18 protein-coding genes and 1 pseudogene are annotated in these 18,334 nt (G+C 40.0%); 11 read left to right on the top strand and 8 right to left on the bottom strand.

Features of this window, described 5'->3' with window-relative positions:
* Nucleotides 1-14: 14 nt before the first annotated feature.
* The 6 genes and pseudogenes from HMPREF3057_RS08490 to HMPREF3057_RS08465 all read right to left on the bottom strand — a co-directional run bounded on the left by HMPREF3057_RS08490 (nucleotide 15) and on the right by HMPREF3057_RS08465 (nucleotide 4,082).
* Nucleotides 15-656 (bottom strand): redox-sensing transcriptional repressor Rex, encoded by a 642-nt coding sequence (locus HMPREF3057_RS08490; protein WP_000653409.1) that lies wholly within the window; start codon nucleotides 654-656, stop codon nucleotides 15-17.
* 82 nt (nucleotides 657-738) lie between these two features.
* Nucleotides 739-958, bottom strand: a pseudogene (locus HMPREF3057_RS08485) (DUF4649 family protein).
* Between the two features lie 6 nt (nucleotides 959-964).
* Nucleotides 965-1,312 carry a DUF1831 domain-containing protein gene (locus tag HMPREF3057_RS08480; RefSeq protein ID WP_000863524.1) on the bottom strand — a complete coding sequence of 116 codons (348 nt, stop codon included), beginning with the start codon at nucleotides 1,310-1,312 and terminating at the stop codon, nucleotides 965-967.
* A 4-nt stretch (nucleotides 1,313-1,316) separates the two neighbouring features.
* On the bottom strand, nucleotides 1,317-2,432 hold the full coding sequence (locus tag HMPREF3057_RS08475) for a cysteine desulfurase family protein (protein WP_070697226.1): 1,116 nt from the start codon (nucleotides 2,430-2,432) through the stop codon (nucleotides 1,317-1,319).
* Nucleotides 2,433-2,441: 9 nt separating this feature from the next.
* Complete coding sequence (locus tag HMPREF3057_RS08470; RefSeq protein WP_001283843.1) at nucleotides 2,442-3,401, bottom strand: ribose-phosphate diphosphokinase; 960 nt, start codon at nucleotides 3,399-3,401, stop codon at nucleotides 2,442-2,444.
* 111 nt (nucleotides 3,402-3,512) lie between these two features.
* Nucleotides 3,513-4,082, bottom strand: a complete 570-nt coding sequence (locus HMPREF3057_RS08465; protein ID WP_049478208.1) for a CYTH domain-containing protein — start codon at nucleotides 4,080-4,082, stop codon at nucleotides 3,513-3,515.
* A gap of 128 nt (nucleotides 4,083-4,210) precedes the next feature.
* On the opposite strand from HMPREF3057_RS08465, the gene HMPREF3057_RS08460 reads away from it, so the two are divergent.
* The 9 genes from HMPREF3057_RS08460 (at nucleotide 4,211) to HMPREF3057_RS08420 (ending at nucleotide 12,634) form a co-directional block, all read left to right on the top strand.
* Complete coding sequence (locus HMPREF3057_RS08460) at nucleotides 4,211-4,882, top strand: GTP diphosphokinase (protein WP_007516769.1); 672 nt, start codon at nucleotides 4,211-4,213, stop codon at nucleotides 4,880-4,882.
* Nucleotides 4,866-5,684 (top strand): NAD kinase, encoded by an 819-nt coding sequence (locus HMPREF3057_RS08455; RefSeq protein ID WP_000799063.1) that lies wholly within the window; start codon nucleotides 4,866-4,868, stop codon nucleotides 5,682-5,684. The genes HMPREF3057_RS08460 and HMPREF3057_RS08455 overlap by 17 nt, the downstream gene beginning before the upstream one ends.
* Nucleotides 5,681-6,577 (top strand): RluA family pseudouridine synthase, encoded by an 897-nt coding sequence (locus HMPREF3057_RS08450; protein ID WP_049479334.1) that lies wholly within the window; start codon nucleotides 5,681-5,683, stop codon nucleotides 6,575-6,577. Before HMPREF3057_RS08455 ends, HMPREF3057_RS08450 begins: the two co-directional genes overlap by 4 nt.
* 43 nt (nucleotides 6,578-6,620) lie before the next feature.
* Complete coding sequence (gene pta / locus HMPREF3057_RS08445; protein WP_049479333.1) at nucleotides 6,621-7,595, top strand: phosphate acetyltransferase; 975 nt, start codon at nucleotides 6,621-6,623, stop codon at nucleotides 7,593-7,595.
* Nucleotides 7,596-7,677: 82 nt separating this feature from the next.
* Complete coding sequence (mutY, locus tag HMPREF3057_RS08440; RefSeq protein ID WP_049478211.1) at nucleotides 7,678-8,856, top strand: A/G-specific adenine glycosylase; 1,179 nt, start codon at nucleotides 7,678-7,680, stop codon at nucleotides 8,854-8,856.
* 56 nt (nucleotides 8,857-8,912) lie between these two features.
* Nucleotides 8,913-9,620, top strand: a complete 708-nt coding sequence (gene yycF / locus HMPREF3057_RS08435) for a response regulator YycF (RefSeq protein WP_049478212.1) — start codon at nucleotides 8,913-8,915, stop codon at nucleotides 9,618-9,620.
* Nucleotides 9,613-10,962, top strand: coding sequence for a cell wall metabolism sensor histidine kinase VicK (vicK, locus tag HMPREF3057_RS08430; protein ID WP_000568720.1), 1,350 nt, complete (start codon nucleotides 9,613-9,615; stop codon nucleotides 10,960-10,962). The genes yycF and vicK overlap by 8 nt, the downstream gene beginning before the upstream one ends.
* Nucleotide 10,963: 1 nt before the next feature.
* On the top strand, nucleotides 10,964-11,773 hold the full coding sequence (locus HMPREF3057_RS08425) for an MBL fold metallo-hydrolase (protein ID WP_049478213.1): 810 nt from the start codon (nucleotides 10,964-10,966) through the stop codon (nucleotides 11,771-11,773).
* An 87-nt stretch (nucleotides 11,774-11,860) separates the two neighbouring features.
* Complete coding sequence (locus tag HMPREF3057_RS08420; protein ID WP_070657627.1) at nucleotides 11,861-12,634, top strand: potassium channel family protein; 774 nt, start codon at nucleotides 11,861-11,863, stop codon at nucleotides 12,632-12,634.
* 37 nt (nucleotides 12,635-12,671) lie between these two features.
* Here HMPREF3057_RS08420 and HMPREF3057_RS08415 read toward each other — a convergent pair whose 3' ends face one another.
* Nucleotides 12,672-13,019: a DUF6568 family protein gene (locus tag HMPREF3057_RS08415; RefSeq protein WP_049478214.1), complete on the bottom strand. Its 348-nt coding sequence runs from the start codon at nucleotides 13,017-13,019 to the stop codon at nucleotides 12,672-12,674.
* 111 nt (nucleotides 13,020-13,130) lie between these two features.
* Nucleotides 13,131-14,849, bottom strand: coding sequence for a phospho-sugar mutase (locus HMPREF3057_RS08410; RefSeq protein WP_042902233.1), 1,719 nt, complete (start codon nucleotides 14,847-14,849; stop codon nucleotides 13,131-13,133).
* Nucleotides 14,850-15,259: 410 nt separating this feature from the next.
* Between HMPREF3057_RS08410 and HMPREF3057_RS08405 the strand changes: the two genes are divergently transcribed.
* Nucleotides 15,260-16,414 (top strand): DUF4352 domain-containing protein, encoded by a 1,155-nt coding sequence (locus HMPREF3057_RS08405; RefSeq protein WP_049479330.1) that lies wholly within the window; start codon nucleotides 15,260-15,262, stop codon nucleotides 16,412-16,414.
* Nucleotides 16,415-16,492: 78 nt separating this feature from the next.
* Nucleotides 16,493-18,334, top strand: a 1,842-nt coding sequence (gene abc-f / locus HMPREF3057_RS08400) for a ribosomal protection-like ABC-F family protein (protein WP_070697224.1), incomplete at its 3' end; no start/stop codon positions are given.

Genomic DNA, 18,334 nt, shown 5'->3' with positions numbered 1-18,334 from the left:
AATGCTTTCGCTTTCTAATCCTCTTTACGCATAAAATAGAGGAGGGTTTGGAGTTCACTTGTCAAATCAACATACTGAACGACCACATCTTTTGGGAGGTGAAGGTGAACAGGGGAAAAGCTGAGAATACCTTTTATACCAGCATCAACCAAAAGATTGGCAACTTCTTGTGATTTAACACTTGGAACTGTTAGGATAGCAGTTTTGACATCTGCTTCTTTGATTTTTTCTTTAATCTGTGAGATACCATAGATTGGAATTCCATCAGGTGTCTGGCTCCCAACTTCTGGATGGTCATCTAGGTCAAAGGCCATGATAATTTTCATCTTGTTACGCTCGTGGAAGCGGTAGTGGAGAAGGGCATGCCCCATATTACCAATCCCAACCAACATAACATTGGTGATGGAGTTATCATTTAGGAGATCAGCAAAAAAATTCATCAATTTTTTGACATCGTAACCAAAACCACGACGACCTAGCTCGCCAAAATAGGAAAAATCCCGACGAACGGTCGCAGAATCGATACCGATAGCCTCTGCAATTTGCTTGGAGTTGGCACGTTCGATTTTTTCTGCATGAAATCTCTTGAAAATTCGGTAGTAAAGAGAGAGTCTTTTTGCTGTTGCTTTTGGAATAGCAGACTGTTTATCTTTCACAAAATCACAACCTTTCTATTCTTCTATTTTATAGAAACATTGTGAAAAAATCAACAAAAACAAGAAAAAACTAAGAAATTTCTTAGTTTTTATCTGAAAAATGAGCTTGTGATAGAAAACGGTAGAGATCGCCAACCAATCCTTGATAAATCACCTTATCATTCAGCGTTAAGGAGCTGAATGATAAGGTGAGTATCAGGTAGGGTCACACAGCCTGATAGAGATAACATAAGCTCTTCGTAATCCTTATATTCAAGTGTACGTTCTACGTGATAGTTATCTTGATAGGTAAGTCGATACATAGTCAATTATCTTTCTTCTTTAGTGAAGATACCGCGTTCTACTAAACTGTCCATGAGGAAGTAGAATTTTTCTTGGTGAATATGGTGATCTTCTGATTTAAAGATATTCACCAAACGAAGGCCAGATTTGTCAGTGATGTTGAGTTTAGCACCTGTAAGGTCTTTATTGATGATGATTTTTAGGTTGAAACCTTCACCACTGTTGGGTACTTTTTCAAGTAGACGAGTCAGTTCGAAGTTTCCAACTTTTGTTTCAAAGAAAGTATTGTCTTTCAGTGTGAACTTTTTGACAGTTGGGCTAAGTGTATAGTCGTAGCGGCAGTTTTGTAGTTTAATGGTTTTTTCGAATGCCATTAGATTAATCTCCAATAATATTTTTTAAGGTTTGTGCGAGTTGTTTCAGTTCCTCCTCAGTGTTAAGAGGAGAGAGACTGATACGGACAGATTCTTTCAATCGATGTGAATCTGGTCCATAAAATGCTTCAAGCACATGACTGGTTTGCACAATACCAGCAGTACAAGCGGAACCGGTAGAAATTGAAATTCCCTCAAGGTCTAACCGAAGTAAAAGCAAATCATTTTTCTGACCAGGAAAACCGATATTCAAAACATAAGGCAGTTGGTCTTGACTTTCATTGAGATAGTAGTCTAAATCAGCAATTTCTTCTAAAAAAGCAGATTTGAGTGCGCTTAGTTTTTGGTAATGCTTAGCTTGGTTATTTAAATCCTCTTTGAGAGCAGCGACCATACCTACAATGGCAGCGAGATTTTCTGTTCCAGCCCGTTTCTTTTGTTCTTGGTCTCCACCGTGAAGGTAGGAATCAAAGCCCGTGGAAGAAGCATAAAGAAAGCCAACTCCTTTTGGTCCATGGAATTTGTGGGCAGAAGCGCTAAGGAAATCAATTCCTAATTCTTCAGGATGGATAGGGATTTTTCCGATAGCTTGAACAGCATCAACATGATAAGCAGCAGGATGTTCTTTTAAAATACGTCCAATCTCAGCGATAGGTAAGAGACTACCTGTTTCATTATTAGCATACATGGTGGAAACGAGAATGGTATCGTCACGTAAAGCTTCTTGAATCTGCTGCGCAGTGATTTCTTGATTTACTGGTTGGATGATGGTCGCTTCAAAACCAAAATGTTGTACCAGATAATCGATAGTCTCAAGCACAGAATGGTGTTCAATAGCTGTCGTGATGATATGTTTTCCACGATTTTGATGACGGAGACAATAGCCGATAATGGCTGTATTATTACTTTCTGTACCGCCAGATGTAAAAAAGATATGTTGAGGTTTGGTTCCTAGTAAGAGGGCTAAGTCCTGACGAGCTTCTCGCAAGAGTTTGCCAGCCTGCCGACCATGGCTATGAATACTAGAAGGATTACCATGAGTTTCTTGCATGACCTTAGTCATTTCAGAAATAGCTACTGCTGACATAGGAGTCGTAGCAGCATTGTCCAAATAAATCAAAGAATCACCTTATTTCTTTTTGTTGTAAGCAAAGAGTGGGCTGACTGGTTTTCTTTCATGGATGCGGACGATAGCATCTCCGATTAATTCGCTAGCAGTAATGTAACATACATTTTCTGGAGTTCTTTCTTTGGTTGCTACTGAGTCCGTCACGAGGATTTCTTTGATGTTTGTAGCGTCAAGAAGATCTGCTGCACCTTCAACAAATAAACCGTGACTGGATACTGCATAAATCTCAGTTGCGCCTTCACGTTCAACGATTTTGGCTGCTTCAGAGAATGTACGACCAGTATTTAGGATGTCGTCAATCAAGATAGCCTTTTTGCCTTCAACATCCCCAATGATATAGCCTTCGTTACGATCAGAATCATCTTGGGCGTAGTCAATGATAGCGATAGGAGCATCAAGGTATTCAGCCAAACTACGTGCACGTTTAACACCAGAGTTCTTTGGACTAACAACAACGACATCAGAGCCAAGAAGACCTTTATCACAGTAGTGCTTAGCAAATAGAGGAACAGTATAAAGATTGTCTACAGGAATGTCAAAGAAACCTTGGACCTGAACAGCATGGAGGTCAAGTGTTAGAACACGGCTTACACCAGCTTTGACAAGCATATTGGCAACTAGTTTTGCAGTGAGGGGTTCGCGAGAAGAAGCGATACGGTCCTGACGCGCATAACCAAAGTAAGGAAGGACAACGTTGATACTATGAGCACTTGCACGTACACAAGCATCAACCATGATCAACAACTCCATCAAGTGGTTGCTAACAGGGTAGCTGGTTGACTGGATGATGTAGACATCGTAACCACGGACACTTTCTTCAATGTTGACCTGGATTTCGCCGTCAGAAAATTGTCGAGAGGATAACTTCCCGAGAGGTACACCAACTGTATCCGCAATCTTTTGAGCGATTTCATGGTTAGAGTTTAGGGTGAAAAGTTTCATGTTGTTTCTATCTGACATTATAGACCGTCCTCTGTAAACTTTGCGAATCTTCTCTGAGAAAGTTTTGTTTTTCAAAGCCAGATTCTTTTATTTTTATCTTTTCTATTTTACCAAAAAAAGGAGATTATTTCAGCTTTTTTTCATGCTTTTAATAAAACGAATTAATTTTGATGGAGCTTTCTGATAAGTAATCTGATTTTCATCTAAAAATCTCTGAAAATCTTCTTTCCCTTTTTCATGGTCGGTGACTTCAAGCTCGAGTTCATAGTCCATCTGGTCAAAGTATCGACTTTCATCTAAGGCCATTAAGCCAATCTCAGCTTTCATTTCATAACGTAGAGTGGAAAGGCAGCCTAGAACAAGCCAGTCATGGCTTTCGATGCCAATCTTAGCGAGTTTCTCTAGAACGAGCCCTGGAGGTAGTTTTTGTTTTTCGAGGTACGATTCAGCTTCTGGAAGAGTTAGTTTCTGGTTGTATTCCATATTTCCTACAGTTTGAGGTACTTTTAAGGTCAATTCCGCCCAATCTGCAAAAGTGCGAATGCGCATGGCAACCTTCTTTTCATGCAATTGGAAATCTGGTGTGTCAATGTAGTAGTTCTTCTGAAGAACGGGTTGGATATGGGAAAACTGTTTTTTTAGATGATCATATTCCTCTTTTTTCAGAAGTGTTTTCAATTCTATTTCTAAATGTTTCATTTTTTCAACCTTTTCTATATCTTTGAAAGCGATTTATGGTATAATGGACAATGTATTTATTGTATACGAATGTACTGAAAAAATCAAAGATTTTCGACAGAGCAATCAAACATTACAAGGGAGAAAGTATGACCATAGAATGGGAAGAATTTTTAGATCCTTACATTCAGGCTGTTGGTGAATTGAAGATTAAACTTCGGGGAATTCGCAAACAGTATCGTAAGCAAAATAAGCATTCTCCGATCGAGTTTGTAACGGGTCGTGTCAAACCGATTGAAAGTATCAAAGAAAAGATGGCTCGTCGAGGAATTACTTATGCAACTTTAGAAAATGACTTGCAAGATATTGCTGGTTTACGTGTCATGGTCCAGTTTGTTGATGACGTCAAAGAGGTAGTTGAGATTCTACGTAAACGCCAAGATATGAGAATCGTTCAGGAACGAGATTATATCACTCATCGTAAGGCTTCGGGCTATCGTTCTTATCACGTGGTTGTCGAGTACACGGTTGATACGATCAACGGAGCTAAGACGATTTTGGCAGAAATTCAAATACGGACTTTAGCCATGAATTTTTGGGCTACGATTGAACACTCGCTCAATTATAAGTATCAGGGTGATTTTCCAGAAGAAATCAGGAAAAGACTGGAAATCACAGCGAAAATAGCCTATCAACTGGATGAAGAAATGGGTAAGATTCGTGACGATATCCAGGAAGCGCAGGCTCTCTTTGATCCATTGAGCAGAAAATTAAACGATGGTGTAGGAAATAGTGACGATACAGATGAAGAATACAGGTAAACGAGTTGACCTCATAGCAAATAGAAAACCTCAGAGTCAGAAGGTCTTGCATGAGCTGAGGGAAAAACTCAAGAAACAACATTTTATACTGAACGATACCAATCCCGATATCGTCATTTCCATTGGTGGTGACGGGATGCTTTTGTCTGCCTTTCACAAGTATGAGAATCAGTTAGACAAGGTTCGATTTGTAGGTGTTCATACAGGGCATTTAGGATTTTACACAGATTATCGTGATTTTGAGCTGGATCAATTGGTGACCAATCTTTTACTAGATACTGGTGCCAAAGTTTCTTATCCGGTCTTGAATGTTAAGGTAACGCTTGAAAATGGAGAGGTGAAAATCTTCCGTGCTTTAAATGAAGCCAGCATCCGTCGATCAGACCGCACCATGGTTGCGGATATCATCATTAACCATGTTCCGTTCGAGCGATTTCGTGGAGATGGAGTGACTGTTTCAACGCCGACGGGAAGTACTGCCTACAACAAATCCTTGGGTGGAGCTGTTTTGCATCCGACCATTGAAGCCTTACAGTTGACGGAAATAGCAAGTCTTAACAACCGAGTCTATCGCACTTTGGGTTCATCAATCATTATTCCCAAAAAAGATAAGATTGAGCTCTTGCCGACACGCAATGATTACCACACGATATCAGTCGATAACAGCGTCTATTCCTTCCGTAATATCGAACGGATTGAGTATCAAATCGACCATCACAAGATTCACTTCGTAGCGACACCAAGTCATACTAGTTTCTGGAATCGTGTCAAAGATGCCTTCATCGGCGAGGTGGATGAATGAGGTTCGAATTTACCGCAGATGAGCACGTCAAAGTTAAAACTTTCCTCAAGAAACATGAGGTTTCTAAGGGACTTTTGGCTAAGATTAAGTTTCGAGGCGGGGCTATTCTGGTCAATGACCAACCACAAAATGCGACTTATCTCTTAGATATTGGAGACAGGGTAACTATTGACATTCCAGCGGAGGAAGGGTTTGAGAGTCTTGAAGCAATTGAGCGTCCACTGGATGTTCTCTATGAGGATGACCATTTTCTGGTTTTGAATAAACCTTATGGAGTAGCTTCCATCCCCAGTGTCAATCATTCCAATACCATTGCTAATTTTATCAAGGGCTACTATGTTAAGCAAGAATATGAAAACCAGCAAGTTCACATCGTGACTAGGCTTGATAGAGATACATCTGGTTTGATGCTCTTTGCCAAGCACGGTTATGCTCATGCACGATTAGACAAGCAACTGCAACGAAAGTCTATCGAAAAAAGGTATTTTGCACTTGTTAAAGGAGATGGTGACTTGGAGCCAGAGGGGGAGATTATTGCCCCGATTGCGCGTGATGAAGATTCTATTATCACGAGACGGGTTGCCAAAGGTGGGAAATACGCTCATACGTCTTACAAAGTTGTAGCGTCCTATGGAAATATTCACCTAGTTGATATTCGCCTGCATACTGGGCGAACCCACCAAATCCGAGTGCATTTTTCTCATATTGGTTTTCCTTTGTTGGGAGACGATCTCTATGGAGGCGGCCTAGACGATGGGATTCAACGCCAGGCCTTGCATTGTCATTATTTATCTTTTTATCATCCCTTTCTAGAGCAAGATTTGCAACTAGAAAGCCCCTTACCGGATGATTTCAGCAATCTTATTACTCAGTTATCAACTAATACTCTTTAAAATCTATTTGGAGTATAATTTATTTTCTTAAAGGAGAAAACTCATGGAAGTTTTTGAAAATCTCAAAGCCAACCTAGTTGGCAAAAATGCTCGTATCGTTCTCCCTGAAGGGGAAGAGCCACGTATTCTTCAAGCAACAAAACGCTTGGTAAAAGAAACAGAAGTAATCCCTGTTTTGCTCGGAAACCCTGAAAAAATTAAAATTTATCTCGAAATCGAAGGGATCATGGATGGTTATGAAGTGATTGATCCTCAACATTATCCTCAATTCGAAGAAATGGTTGCTGCTTTGGTAGAGCGTCGTAAGGGCAAAATGACTGAAGAAGAAGCGCGCAAAGTTTTGGTTGAAGATGTCAACTACTTTGGTGTGATGCTAGTCTACTTGGGCTTGGTTGACGGTATGGTATCTGGTGCGATTCACTCAACTGCCTCAACAGTTCGCCCAGCCCTTCAAATTATCAAAACTCGTCCAAATGTAACTCGTACTTCAGGTGCTTTCCTCATGGTTCGTGGTACGGAACGTTACCTATTTGGAGACTGTGCCATTAACATCAATCCAGATGCAGAAGCTTTGGCTGAAATTGCGATCAATTCAGCAATCACAGCTAAAATGTTTGGTATTGAACCTAAAATTGCTATGCTAAGCTATTCTACTAAAGGTTCAGGTTTTGGTGAAAGTGTTGATAAGGTAGTGGAAGCTACAAAAATTGCTCACGACTTGCGTCCCGACCTTGAGATTGATGGTGAGTTGCAATTTGACGCTGCCTTTGTTCCTGAAACTGCAGCTCTTAAAGCTCCAGGAAGTAATGTAGCTGGTCAAGCAAATGTCTTTGTCTTCCCAGGTATCGAAGCAGGAAATATTGGGTACAAGATGGCAGAACGTCTCGGTGGTTTTGCGGCTGTCGGACCTGTTTTGCAAGGATTGAACAAACCAGTTAACGACCTTTCTCGTGGATGTAATGCAGATGATGTGTACAAGTTGACCCTTATCACAGCAGCTCAAGCAGTTCATCAATAAGATTTAGTCCTCTTTCCCATGGGAAGAGGCTTTTTAGTACTGAGAAAAGGACAGTTAGAAGCTTCTATGTTATACTAGATATATGTTAGATTTGAAAGAATACGGTATCGTCATGTGGCCGGAGGAGAAGATTATTTCTTTTCGTGAAAAACTCCTCAACTGGTATGATGAAAACAAGCGAGATTTGCCTTGGCGGAGAAGTAAAAATCCTTATCATATCTGGGTATCTGAAATCATGCTTCAGCAGACCAGAGTGGATACAGTTATTCCATACTACGAACGATTCTTGGACTGGTTTCCAACTGTTGAAAGTCTGGCCAATGCCCCTGAGGAGCGTTTACTGAAAGCATGGGAAGGTTTGGGCTATTATTCCCGCGTACGCAATATGCAGGCTGCAGCCCAGCAGATTATGGCTGACTTTGGGGGTCAATTTCCAAACACCTATGAAGGAATTTCTAGTTTAAAAGGGATTGGCCCTTACACTGCGGGAGCTATTTCCAGTATCGCTTTTAATTTGCCTGAGCCAGCGGTTGATGGCAATGTCATGCGGGTTTTGGCACGCTTGTTTGAGGTTAATCATGATATCGGAGTTCCCAGCAATCGCAAAATTTTTCAGGCAATGATGGAAATCTTGATTGACCCGAAACGACCAGGTGACTTTAACCAAGCTCTGATGGATTTAGGGTCTGACATAGAGGCTCCAGTTAACCCTCGACCAGAAGAAAGCCCTGTTAAGGACTTTAGCGCAGCCTATCAGAACGGAACTATGGATGTATATCCGATTAAAGAACCCAGGAAAAAACCTCTCCCAATTTATCTCAAGGCTTTAGTTGTACGCAATGACCGTGGGCAATATTTACTAGAGAAAAATGAAAGCGAGAAACTACTAGCCGGTTTTTGGCACTTCCCTTTGATCGAAGTTGATGATTTCTCAAGTGATGACGATCAGCTAGATCTCTTTTCACAAGTCAAAGAGGAAAGCAGAGCATTTGGACCAAGCCCTCAAGAAAACTTTGAGCAGGATTATGATTTAGAAGTGAATTGGTCCCAGCAAGTATTTGACCAGGTCAAGCATGTATTTAGTCATCGGAAATGGCATATTCAAATCCTAGCTGGTCAAGTGTTGGAAACAAAACAGTTTTCGGACAGAGAAATTCGCTGGGTTTCTCCTCAGGAGTTTTCTGATTATCCACTTGCGAAGCCTCAACAAAAAATTTGGCAGGCTTATAAAACAAGTTTTGAAGATGAAGGCTTACAGTAGCCATTTGTGCCTTCTTTACATTTTTTTGTTATAATAGATAAAGAAAAGGTGATAAAATGAAAAAAATATTAATTGTAGATGATGAGAAACCAATCTCAGATATTATTAAGTTTAATATGGTCAAGGAAGGTTATGAAGTTGTTACAGCCTTCAATGGTCGTGAGGCAATCGAGTTATTTGAAGCAGAGCAACCAGATATTATTATTCTCGACTTGATGCTACCTGAAATTGATGGTTTAGAAGTGGCTAAATCTATTCGTAAGACTAGTAGCGTGCCGATTATCATGCTCTCAGCTAAGGATAGCGAGTTTGACAAGGTTATTGGTTTAGAGTTAGGTGCAGATGATTATGTTACAAAGCCTTTCTCAAACCGTGAGTTGCAAGCACGTGTTAAGGCTCTGCTTCGTCGTACAGACCTAGTTTCTGTGGATAGCCAAGAGTCTGATGAGAAGAAGGCGCAACCGTTACAAATCGGTGATTTGGAAATCGTTCCAGATGCTTACGTGGCTAAGAAATATGGTGAGGAGTTAGATTTGACCCACCGTGAGTTTGAACTCTTGTATCACTTGGCATCTCATATTGGTCAAGTGATTACGCGTGAACACTTGCTTGAGACTGTATGGGGTTATGACTATTTTGGTGATGTTCGTACTGTGGACGTGACCATTAGACGCTTGCGTGAGAAAATAGAAGACACTCCAAGTCGTCCAGAGTACATTCTCACACGTCGTGGTGTTGGATACTATATGAGAAATAATGATTGAAGATATTAGACAAACTATTCTGACCAGCGATTTTATCTTTATCTTGATTTTACTTGGTTTTATCTTGGTGGTGACCTTGCTGTTACTGGAAAATCGTCGGGATAATATCCGTCTAAAGGAGATAAATCAAAAGGTTAAGGACTTGATTGCAGGTGATTATTCTCAAGTTTTGGACTTGCAAGGAAGTACAGAAATCACCAATATCACCAATAATCTGAACGATTTATCAGAAGTTATTCGTTTGACCCAAGAAAATCTGGAACAAGAGAGTAAACGATTGAACAGTATTCTTTCTTACATGACAGATGGCGTTCTTGCGACCAATCGCCGTGGCCAGATTACCATGATCAACGATATGGCCAAGAAACAGCTCGGTGTGCAGAAAGAAGATGTTCTGAATAAAAGCATCCTCGAATTGCTTAAGATAGAAGATGAGTATGAGCTGCGTGATCTAATTACACAGATTCCTGAGTTGACGATTGACTCCCAGGATGTGAATGGTGAATATCTAAGCCTTCGTGTACGTTTTGCTCTGGTTCGCCGTGAGTCAGGTTTCATCTCTGGTTTGGTTGCCGTTTTACATGATACGACCGAACAGGAGAAGGAAGAGCGTGAGCGAAGACTCTTTGTTTCGAACGTGAGTCACGAGTTGCGAACTCCTTTGACCAGTGTTAAATCTTATCTCGAAGCCTTGGATGAGGGAGCTCTGTATGATCCTGTTGCTCCTGATTTTATCAAGGTTTCACTCGATGAAACCAACCGTATGATGCGGATGGTGACAGATCTCTTACATCTATCTCGTATTGATAATGCAACCACTCAGTTAGATGTGGAATTGATTAATTTTACAGCCTTCATCACCTTTATTCTCAACCGCTTTGATAAGATGAGAAGTCAGGATGACGAGAAAAAATATGAGCTTGTCAGAGATTACCCTATTAATTCAGTTTGGATCGAGATTGATACCGATAAGATGACTCAGGTGATTGATAATATTCTTAACAATGCCATCAAGTACTCACCAGATGGTGGAAAAATCACTGTCAGCATGAAGACCACAGACGACCAAATGATTTTATCTATCAAAGACCAAGGTCTAGGTATTCCAAAGCAAGATTTGCCGAAGATTTTTGACCGCTTTTACCGTGTGGATCGTGCAAGAAGCCGGGCCCAAGGTGGAACTGGTCTAGGTCTGGCCATCGCTAAAGAAATCATCAAACAACACAATGGTTTTATATGGGCCAAAAGTGAATACGGTAAGGGATCGACCTTTACCATCGTGCTCCCTTATGATAAGGATGCCGTAAAAGAAGAAATATGGGAGGACGAAATAGAAGACTAGAATGAGTGAAAAAGGCTTTAAATACAGTATTTTAGCGTCAGGTTCCAGTGGAAATTCCTTTTATCTGGAAACCCCAAAAAAGAAAATCCTAGTGGATGCAGGCTTGTCTGGTAAGAAAATTACTAGTCTGCTAGCTGAAATTAATCGCAAACCTGAAGATCTGGATGCGATTTTGATTACGCATGAGCATTCAGACCATATCCACGGAGTCGGTGTCTTGGCTCGTAAATATGGTATGGATCTTTACGCTAATGAAAAGACCTGGCAGGCTATGGAAAATAGTAAGTACCTCGGCAAGGTGGATTCTTCGCAAAAGCATATCTTTGAAATGGGTAGAACCAAAACCTTTGGGGATATCGACATTGAGAGTTTTGGTGTTAGCCATGATGCAGCAGCACCACAGTTTTACCGATTTATGAAAGACGACAAGAGCTTCGTCATGTTGACCGATACAGGTTATGTTAGTGACCGTATGGCAGGAATAGTCGAAAATGCAGACGGTTATCTCATCGAATCCAACCACGATGTAGAGATTTTGAGAGCAGGATCTTATGCTTGGCGTCTCAAACAGCGAATCCTATCTGATCTCGGTCACCTTTCTAATGAAGACGGTGCTGAGGCTATGATTCGTGCAATGGGAAATCGAACAAAGAAAATCTATCTTGGGCATTTGTCTAAAGAGAACAATATCAAAGAACTAGCTCATATGACCATGGTCAACCAGCTAGCCCAAGCGGATCTGGGAGTCGGAGTAGACTTTAAGGTTTATGATACCTCACCAGATACTGCAACACCATTGACAGATATATAAAAAAGAAGGCGAGTGCCTTCTTTTGTTTTGTACTTTGTCAGGGTTTTAGTGTGGTATAATGATAAAAATAACTAAAGGAGTAGAAGTGTGAAGAGAAAATGGTTATTAAAGGATTATTATGACACAACGATTATCATACTTGCATTGATATCTGTTGTCCTTGTTTTGCTTGGATTTGCTGAGATGATTGATTTAGACAGTCCTCCATACAGTATTATTGACTTACTGATTTGGTTTGTTTTTGTAGTAGATTATGGTTGGCGGTTCTTTTCAAGTAAAGAAAAATGGAGATTTATACTTGAAAATATCTTTGATCTGTTAGCTATTCTTCCTTTAAATGCTATTTTTACAGTATTTCGTTTAGGACGTATCTTCCGCCTAGCAAGGTTGACAAAATTACTAAAACTGACTCGTCTTTTAAGGATCGTAGGGTTAACTGGAAAGCTGGGAAAGAAGGTAAGCAAACTCTTACGGACAAATGGCTTACTTTATATTTTTTATCTCAATTCCTTTATTGTACTGGTAGGGAGTTCAATTTTATCTGTTGTTGAAGAAAAATCTTTTTCTGATAGTCTTTGGTGGGCGCTGGTAACGGTAACAACTGTTGGTTATGGGGATATTGTTCCTGAATCTATTTTTGGGAAGTGGTTAGCTGTTTTACTAATGCTTGTTGGTATTGGCACAATAGGGATGTTAACGAGTGCCTTGACAAACTTTTTTGTAAAGGATAATCCAGATGAGCAGATAAAACTTGATAACCTCCAAGACGAATTACGGAGTCAAAGGATCTTACTAGAGAAACAATCTGAAAAGATAGAAGAACTGCATAGAATGATACAAGACTTGCTTGAAAAAAAGTAATTTAGACCATACAAAAACCACTCGACGAGTGGCTTTTTTACAATCCAGCAAATTCCTTGATTTCTTGTGCAGACATAGAAGAGTCGCAACGGACCTTGATTTGGCCATCTGCAATGTGAACAAATCCTGGTACGGTTGGAATTCCATAACGTGAGCGGAATTCTTGCAATTCATTGAGTTGGCTTGGTTCTTCACTGTTGATGAAGTAGATGTGGGCTTTAGTTTCAGCTACGACACCTGCCAATGTGCCAGCAAATTTACGGCAGTAAGGGCAAGTTTTGCGACCAACAAAGAAGGTTGCAGTTTCTTTCTTATCAAGTGCTTCTTGCGCACGCGCAACTGTAGTGACTTCAAGGTCTTTGATGTTTTCTAAAAATTGTTCCATGAGATTACCTCGCTTTCATTGATAAGTCTAGTATGCCATAAAGTTTCTAAAAATGCTTAGATTTGATACGAAAAAAAGATGAGATTGGTTGGTCTCATCTTTTATAATTTCTTATTTAACAAAGGCATTGATTTCTGCTTCGATGTTGGCAATCTTAGCTTGTGAATCTTCATTGCTTTCACCCACAACAGCAATGTAGAATTTGATTTTTGGTTCTGTACCTGAAGGGCGAACTGCAATCCATGAACCGTCAGCAAGTGTATATTTCAACACATCACTTGGAGGAGTTGTCAAGTTTGTAACAGTACCATCAGCAGCAGTAGCAGTTTGAGCCTTGAAGTCTTCTACGACAGTGATAGCTGTTGCATTCCATTCTTTTGGAGCATTGTTACGGAACTTAGCCATGATTTCCTTGATTTGTTCTGCACCATCAACACCAGAAAGGGTAACAGAGATAGTCTTTTCAGCGTAGTAGCCGTATTCTTTGTAGATTTCTTCGATACCGTCAGCAAGTGTCAAACCACGTGAACGGTAGTAGGCAGCAAGCTCAGCAACGACAAGAACGGCTTGGATGGCGTCTTTATCACGTACGAATGGTTTAATCAAGTAACCGAAGCTTTCTTCAAATCCCATCATGTAAGTGTGATTGTGTTTTTCTTCAAATTCTTGGATTTTCTCTGCGATAAATTTGAAACCTGTCAAAACGTTGAACATGGTTGCGCCGTAGCTTTCAGCAATCTTCGTTACCAAGTCAGTTGATACGATGGATTTGCAGAGAGCTGCATTTTCAGGAAGAGTTCCAGCATTTTTGTGGGCTTCCAAGATGTATTTAGCCATGATAGCACCGATTTGGTTACCTGAAAGGTTAAGGTAGCTACCATCTTTTTGAAGAACTTCAACACCAACACGGTCAGCGTCAGGGTCAGTTGCAACAAGCACATCTGCACCAACTTGACGACCAAGTTCTTCAGCAAGGGCGAAGGCTGCTTGGCTTTCTGGGTTTGGAGATTTTACAGTTGAGAAGTCAGGATCAGCAGTTGCTTGTGCTTCAACAACTTGAACAGAGTCAAATCCTGCTTGAGCAAGAGCACGACGAGCCAACATTTCACCCGTACCATGAAGTGGTGTGTAGACAATCTTCATGTCTTTACCGAATTCTTCGATCAAGGCTGGGTTGATGTTTACGTCTTTAACTTCTTTAAGGTATTCTGCATCAACAGCTTCGCCGATAACTTCAATCAAGCCAGAAGCTTTTTCCGCTTCTACATCGGCAACTTCCACAGCGAATGGATTTTCGATAGCACGAATGTAAGTAGTCAAAGCGTCCGCGTCATGTGGAGGCATTTGTCCACCGTCTTCACCGTAAACCTTGTAACCGTTAAATGGAGCAGGGTTATGGCTGGCAGTAATCATGATACCTGCAAAACAGTTGAGGTGACGAACTGCAAATGACAGTTCTGGAGTTGGACGGAGGCTTTCAAATACGTAAGATTTGATACCGTGTTTAGCAAGAACTGCCGCAGATTCAAAGGCAAACTCAGGTGAGAAGTGACGGCTATCGTAGGCAATTGCTACACCACGTTCTTTTTCGTTTCCACCTTTTGACTCAATCAAACGAGCCAAACCTTCGGTAGCTTGACGAACAACGTAGATATTGATGCGGTTTGTACCAGCACCGATCAAACCACGCATACCAGCGGTACCAAATTCAAGATTGGTATAAAAGGCATCTTCCTTTGTTTTTTCGTCCATATTGATTAAATCTTGACGAAGGTAGTCTGGAAGGTCAGCAAAATCGACCCATTTTTGATAATTTTCTTGGTAAGTCATAGAGTGTCTCCTTTGTTTATTTGCTTTAATCGCTTTCATTATATCACGATTTGACATTTTAGTAAAACGTTAGCATAACTTAAAATGTAGGAAATTAACTTTTGCACTTTAGCGGGAAAATGGTGGGGACTGTGCTTACTTATACTAAGTTAGGGATGAAAATTAATTATTAGATACTTTATAACATGAAAGTTTATAATTCATTTTGTAGGTTTGTTGAAGAAAAAAATCAAAAATATTGTTATATTCTATTCTTTTTATAAAGAATCCTTTAATGCATCAAATGAACAGATAGAAAAATTTAAGTTAAAACTCTATAAATTTAAGATATTTTGAAAATATCTGGTTTCTGTTTTGATTTTTATTCTGCGTATGGTAAAATATAGTAAATCATTAAAGGAGAATCCATTATGAAAAAAATTCTTAAGCATTCTGCCTTGCTTTTATCAGCTTTAGCACTGGTTGCCTGTGGAGCTCAAAAAAAAGCAAGCGACAATGGTACAGCTTCAAACTCTAACTTTGAGGTTTCTGTAAAAGACGGTATGTATGTATTGCCTAAAGATGAGGATTCATCATCAACATACCTTGCACTTCAAGTCGAAATCAAGAACAATCGTGATAAACAGTTTAGTTTTACTAGCCAAGATATCACGCTATACAATGAAAAGGATGAAAAATTACAACCAATTCAAGTTTATGAAAGCGACAGTAAAACGAAATTTATGTCATATGGTGACAGTCTTTCTAAAGGAAAGAGCGTTGCTGGTTATGTAGTGTATGAAGTCGATAAGAATGCTAAGTATGAACTTCACTTTGCACCTAGCTTTTACGATGACATCAAAGAAAATTCTAAAAAGAATAACGATGTAGCAATCAAGGTGGATCCAAGTCAGTATGAAGACAATATTGATGAAGCGAAAGATGTAATGAAAAAATATGTCGATGCTGTTTACCTTAATGGGGAAAGTTCTGGTGGTGGAACGAACCTAAGTGCTACTGATAATAAGTCACAAGTTGTTGCGCTTGCTGATGATAAAAAATCTTCTGATAATAGTGCTGAATTCACAAACGATGCGAAAGCTGATAAAGAAGAGTTTATCAAGAAATTTACAGAATCGTTCGGAAAAGGCTTCTATAACTACAAACCGTCTGATTCAGAACTTAGAACATTCGCAGATGCTTACATCAAAGCAAATGCTAAGAGAGCAAAAGTTGATTACAAGGTGAAGACATACTTGCCAGACTATGCTGTTGTTTATGTTAGACCAGAAACAATCGACTTGGATAACTTGAATGTTTATGAATTGAGCCGTAAATTCTACGAAGAAAACAAAGGTAAATATAGCAACTACTCTGAAGCTATGAAAGCTGGTGAAAAATACATTTTAGAAAATGCACCAAGTCAATTTGATTCAACTCCTCTAGACACTAGTGATAACATGAAGAAAGAGGGTTATGAAATTAAAATGACTAAGAAAGATGGAAAATGGACCATCGATACCTCTTCTAAAAACTATGAATTGAAAGATATGGCTCGCACATTCCGTGGAGGCATTGGATACTAAGATGAAAGGTTCGAGTTTATGACTCGAACTTTTTTCGTTGCAATTGTGCAAAAGAGAAAAAGATAGTAAAATAGAGATATGATTATTTTACAAGCTAATAAAATTGAACGATCTTTTGCTGGTGAGGTTCTTTTTGAACATATCAACCTGCAAGTAGATGAACGAGACCGAATTGCTCTTATTGGGAAAAATGGTGCAGGTAAGTCTACTCTTTTAAAGATTTTGGTTGGAGAAGAGGAGCCAACTAGTGGAGAAATTAATAAGAAAAAAGATATCTCTCTGTCTTACCTAGCCCAAGATAGCCGTTTTGAGTCTGAAAATACCATTTATGATGAAATGCTTCACGTCTTTGATGACTTGCGTCGGGCAGAGACACAACTGCGTCAAATGGAATTAGAGATGGGTGAAAAGTCGGGTGAAGATTTGGATAAACTGATGGCGGATTATGATCGTTTGTCAGAGAATTTCCGCCAGGATGGTGGCTTTACTTACGAAGCTGATATTCGAGCGATTTTGAATGGATTCAAGTTTGACGAGTCTATGTGGCAGATGAAAATTGCTGAGCTTTCAGGTGGTCAAAATACTCGTCTTGCACTGGCTAAAATGCTCCTTGAAAAGCCAAATCTCTTGGTCTTGGACGAGCCAACCAACCACTTGGATATCGAAACCATTGCCTGGTTGGAAAATTACCTAGTAAATTATAGTGGTGCACTCATTATTGTCAGTCACGACCGTTACTTTTTGGATAAGGTTGCGACGGTTACACTCGATTTGACTAAGCATTCCTTAGATCGTTATGTAGGTAATTACTCTCGCTTTGTTGAGTTAAAGGAGCAAAAGCTAGCTACTGAGGCAAAAAACTATGAAAAGCAACAGAAGGAAATCGCGGCTCTAGAAGACTTTGTCAATCGCAATCTAGTCCGAGCTTCAACGACCAAACGTGCCCAATCTCGCCGTAAACAACTAGAAAAAATGGAGCGTTTGGACAAGCCTGAAGCTGGCAAGAAATCAGCCAACATGACCTTCCAGTCGGAAAAAACGTCTGGAAATGTCGTTTTAACCGTTGAAAATGCGGCTATTGGCTATGATGGGGAAATATTTTCAGAGCCTATCAACCTAGACCTTCGTAAGATGAATGCTGTTGCGATTGTCGGACCAAACGGCATCGGGAAATCAACCTTTATCAAGTCTATTGTGGACCAGATCCCTTTTATCAAGGGAGAGAAGCGTTTTGGTGCCAATGTTGAGGTTGGTTACTATGACCAGACTCAAAGCAAGCTAACACCAAGCAATAGTGTCCTAGATGAACTTTGGAATGATTTTAAACTAACACCAGAGGTTGAAATCCGTAATCGACTTGGAGCCTTCCTTTTCTCAGGAGATGATGTTAAGAAATCAGTTGGCATGCTGTCAGGTGGCGAAAAAGCTCGTTTGTTACTTGCCAAACTTTCTATGGAAAACAACAACTTTTTAATTCTTGACGAGCCGACCAACCACTTGGATATTGATAGCAAGGAAGTGCTAGAAAATGCCTTGATTGACTTTGATGGGACCCTTCTTTTCGTCAGTCACGACCGTTACTTTATCAATCGTGTAGCCACTCATGTTTTGGAATTGTCCGAAAATGGTTCAACCCTCTACCTTGGGGATTACGACTACTATGTTGAAAAGAAAGCAGAAGTAGAAGCGATTCAGACAGCGGAAGCTTCAACTAGCAATCAAGAAAAAGAAGAAAGTCCAGTTAATGATTATCAGGCTCAGAAAGAAAGTCAGAAAGAAGCCCGCAAACTCATGCGACAAATCGAAAGTTTAGAATCTGAAATCGAAGAACTAGAAAGTAAAAGCCAAGCCATCTCTGAACAAATGTTGGAAACCAATGACGCTGAAAAACTCATGGAGATGCAGGCTGAACTGGAAAAA

This window comes from Streptococcus sp. HMSC072D05, from assembly GCF_001815805.1.
Lineage (GTDB): Bacteria > Bacillota > Bacilli > Lactobacillales > Streptococcaceae > Streptococcus.
This window is presented reverse-complemented; position numbering and strand designations above follow the sequence as displayed.

Coding starts and splice junctions, on each gene's coding strand:
- mutY (WP_049478211.1), top strand. CDS start 7,678: ATGTTAGATTTGAAAGAATACGGTATCGTCATGTGGCCGGAGGAGAAG.
- pta (WP_049479333.1), top strand. CDS start 6,621: ATGGAAGTTTTTGAAAATCTCAAAGCCAACCTAGTTGGCAAAAATGCT.
- HMPREF3057_RS08480 (WP_000863524.1), bottom strand. CDS start 1,312: ATGGCATTCGAAAAAACCATTAAACTACAAAACTGCCGCTACGACTAT.
- HMPREF3057_RS08465 (WP_049478208.1), bottom strand. CDS start 4,082: ATGAAACATTTAGAAATAGAATTGAAAACACTTCTGAAAAAAGAGGAA.
- vicK (WP_000568720.1), top strand. CDS start 9,613: ATGATTGAAGATATTAGACAAACTATTCTGACCAGCGATTTTATCTTT.
- HMPREF3057_RS08460 (WP_007516769.1), top strand. CDS start 4,211: ATGACCATAGAATGGGAAGAATTTTTAGATCCTTACATTCAGGCTGTT.
- HMPREF3057_RS08470 (WP_001283843.1), bottom strand. CDS start 3,401: ATGTCAGATAGAAACAACATGAAACTTTTCACCCTAAACTCTAACCAT.
- HMPREF3057_RS08410 (WP_042902233.1), bottom strand. CDS start 14,849: ATGACTTACCAAGAAAATTATCAAAAATGGGTCGATTTTGCTGACCTT.
- HMPREF3057_RS08455 (WP_000799063.1), top strand. CDS start 4,866: ATGAAGAATACAGGTAAACGAGTTGACCTCATAGCAAATAGAAAACCT.
- HMPREF3057_RS08425 (WP_049478213.1), top strand. CDS start 10,964: ATGAGTGAAAAAGGCTTTAAATACAGTATTTTAGCGTCAGGTTCCAGT.
- HMPREF3057_RS08450 (WP_049479334.1), top strand. CDS start 5,681: ATGAGGTTCGAATTTACCGCAGATGAGCACGTCAAAGTTAAAACTTTC.
- HMPREF3057_RS08405 (WP_049479330.1), top strand. CDS start 15,260: ATGAAAAAAATTCTTAAGCATTCTGCCTTGCTTTTATCAGCTTTAGCA.
- HMPREF3057_RS08415 (WP_049478214.1), bottom strand. CDS start 13,019: ATGGAACAATTTTTAGAAAACATCAAAGACCTTGAAGTCACTACAGTT.
- yycF (WP_049478212.1), top strand. CDS start 8,913: ATGAAAAAAATATTAATTGTAGATGATGAGAAACCAATCTCAGATATT.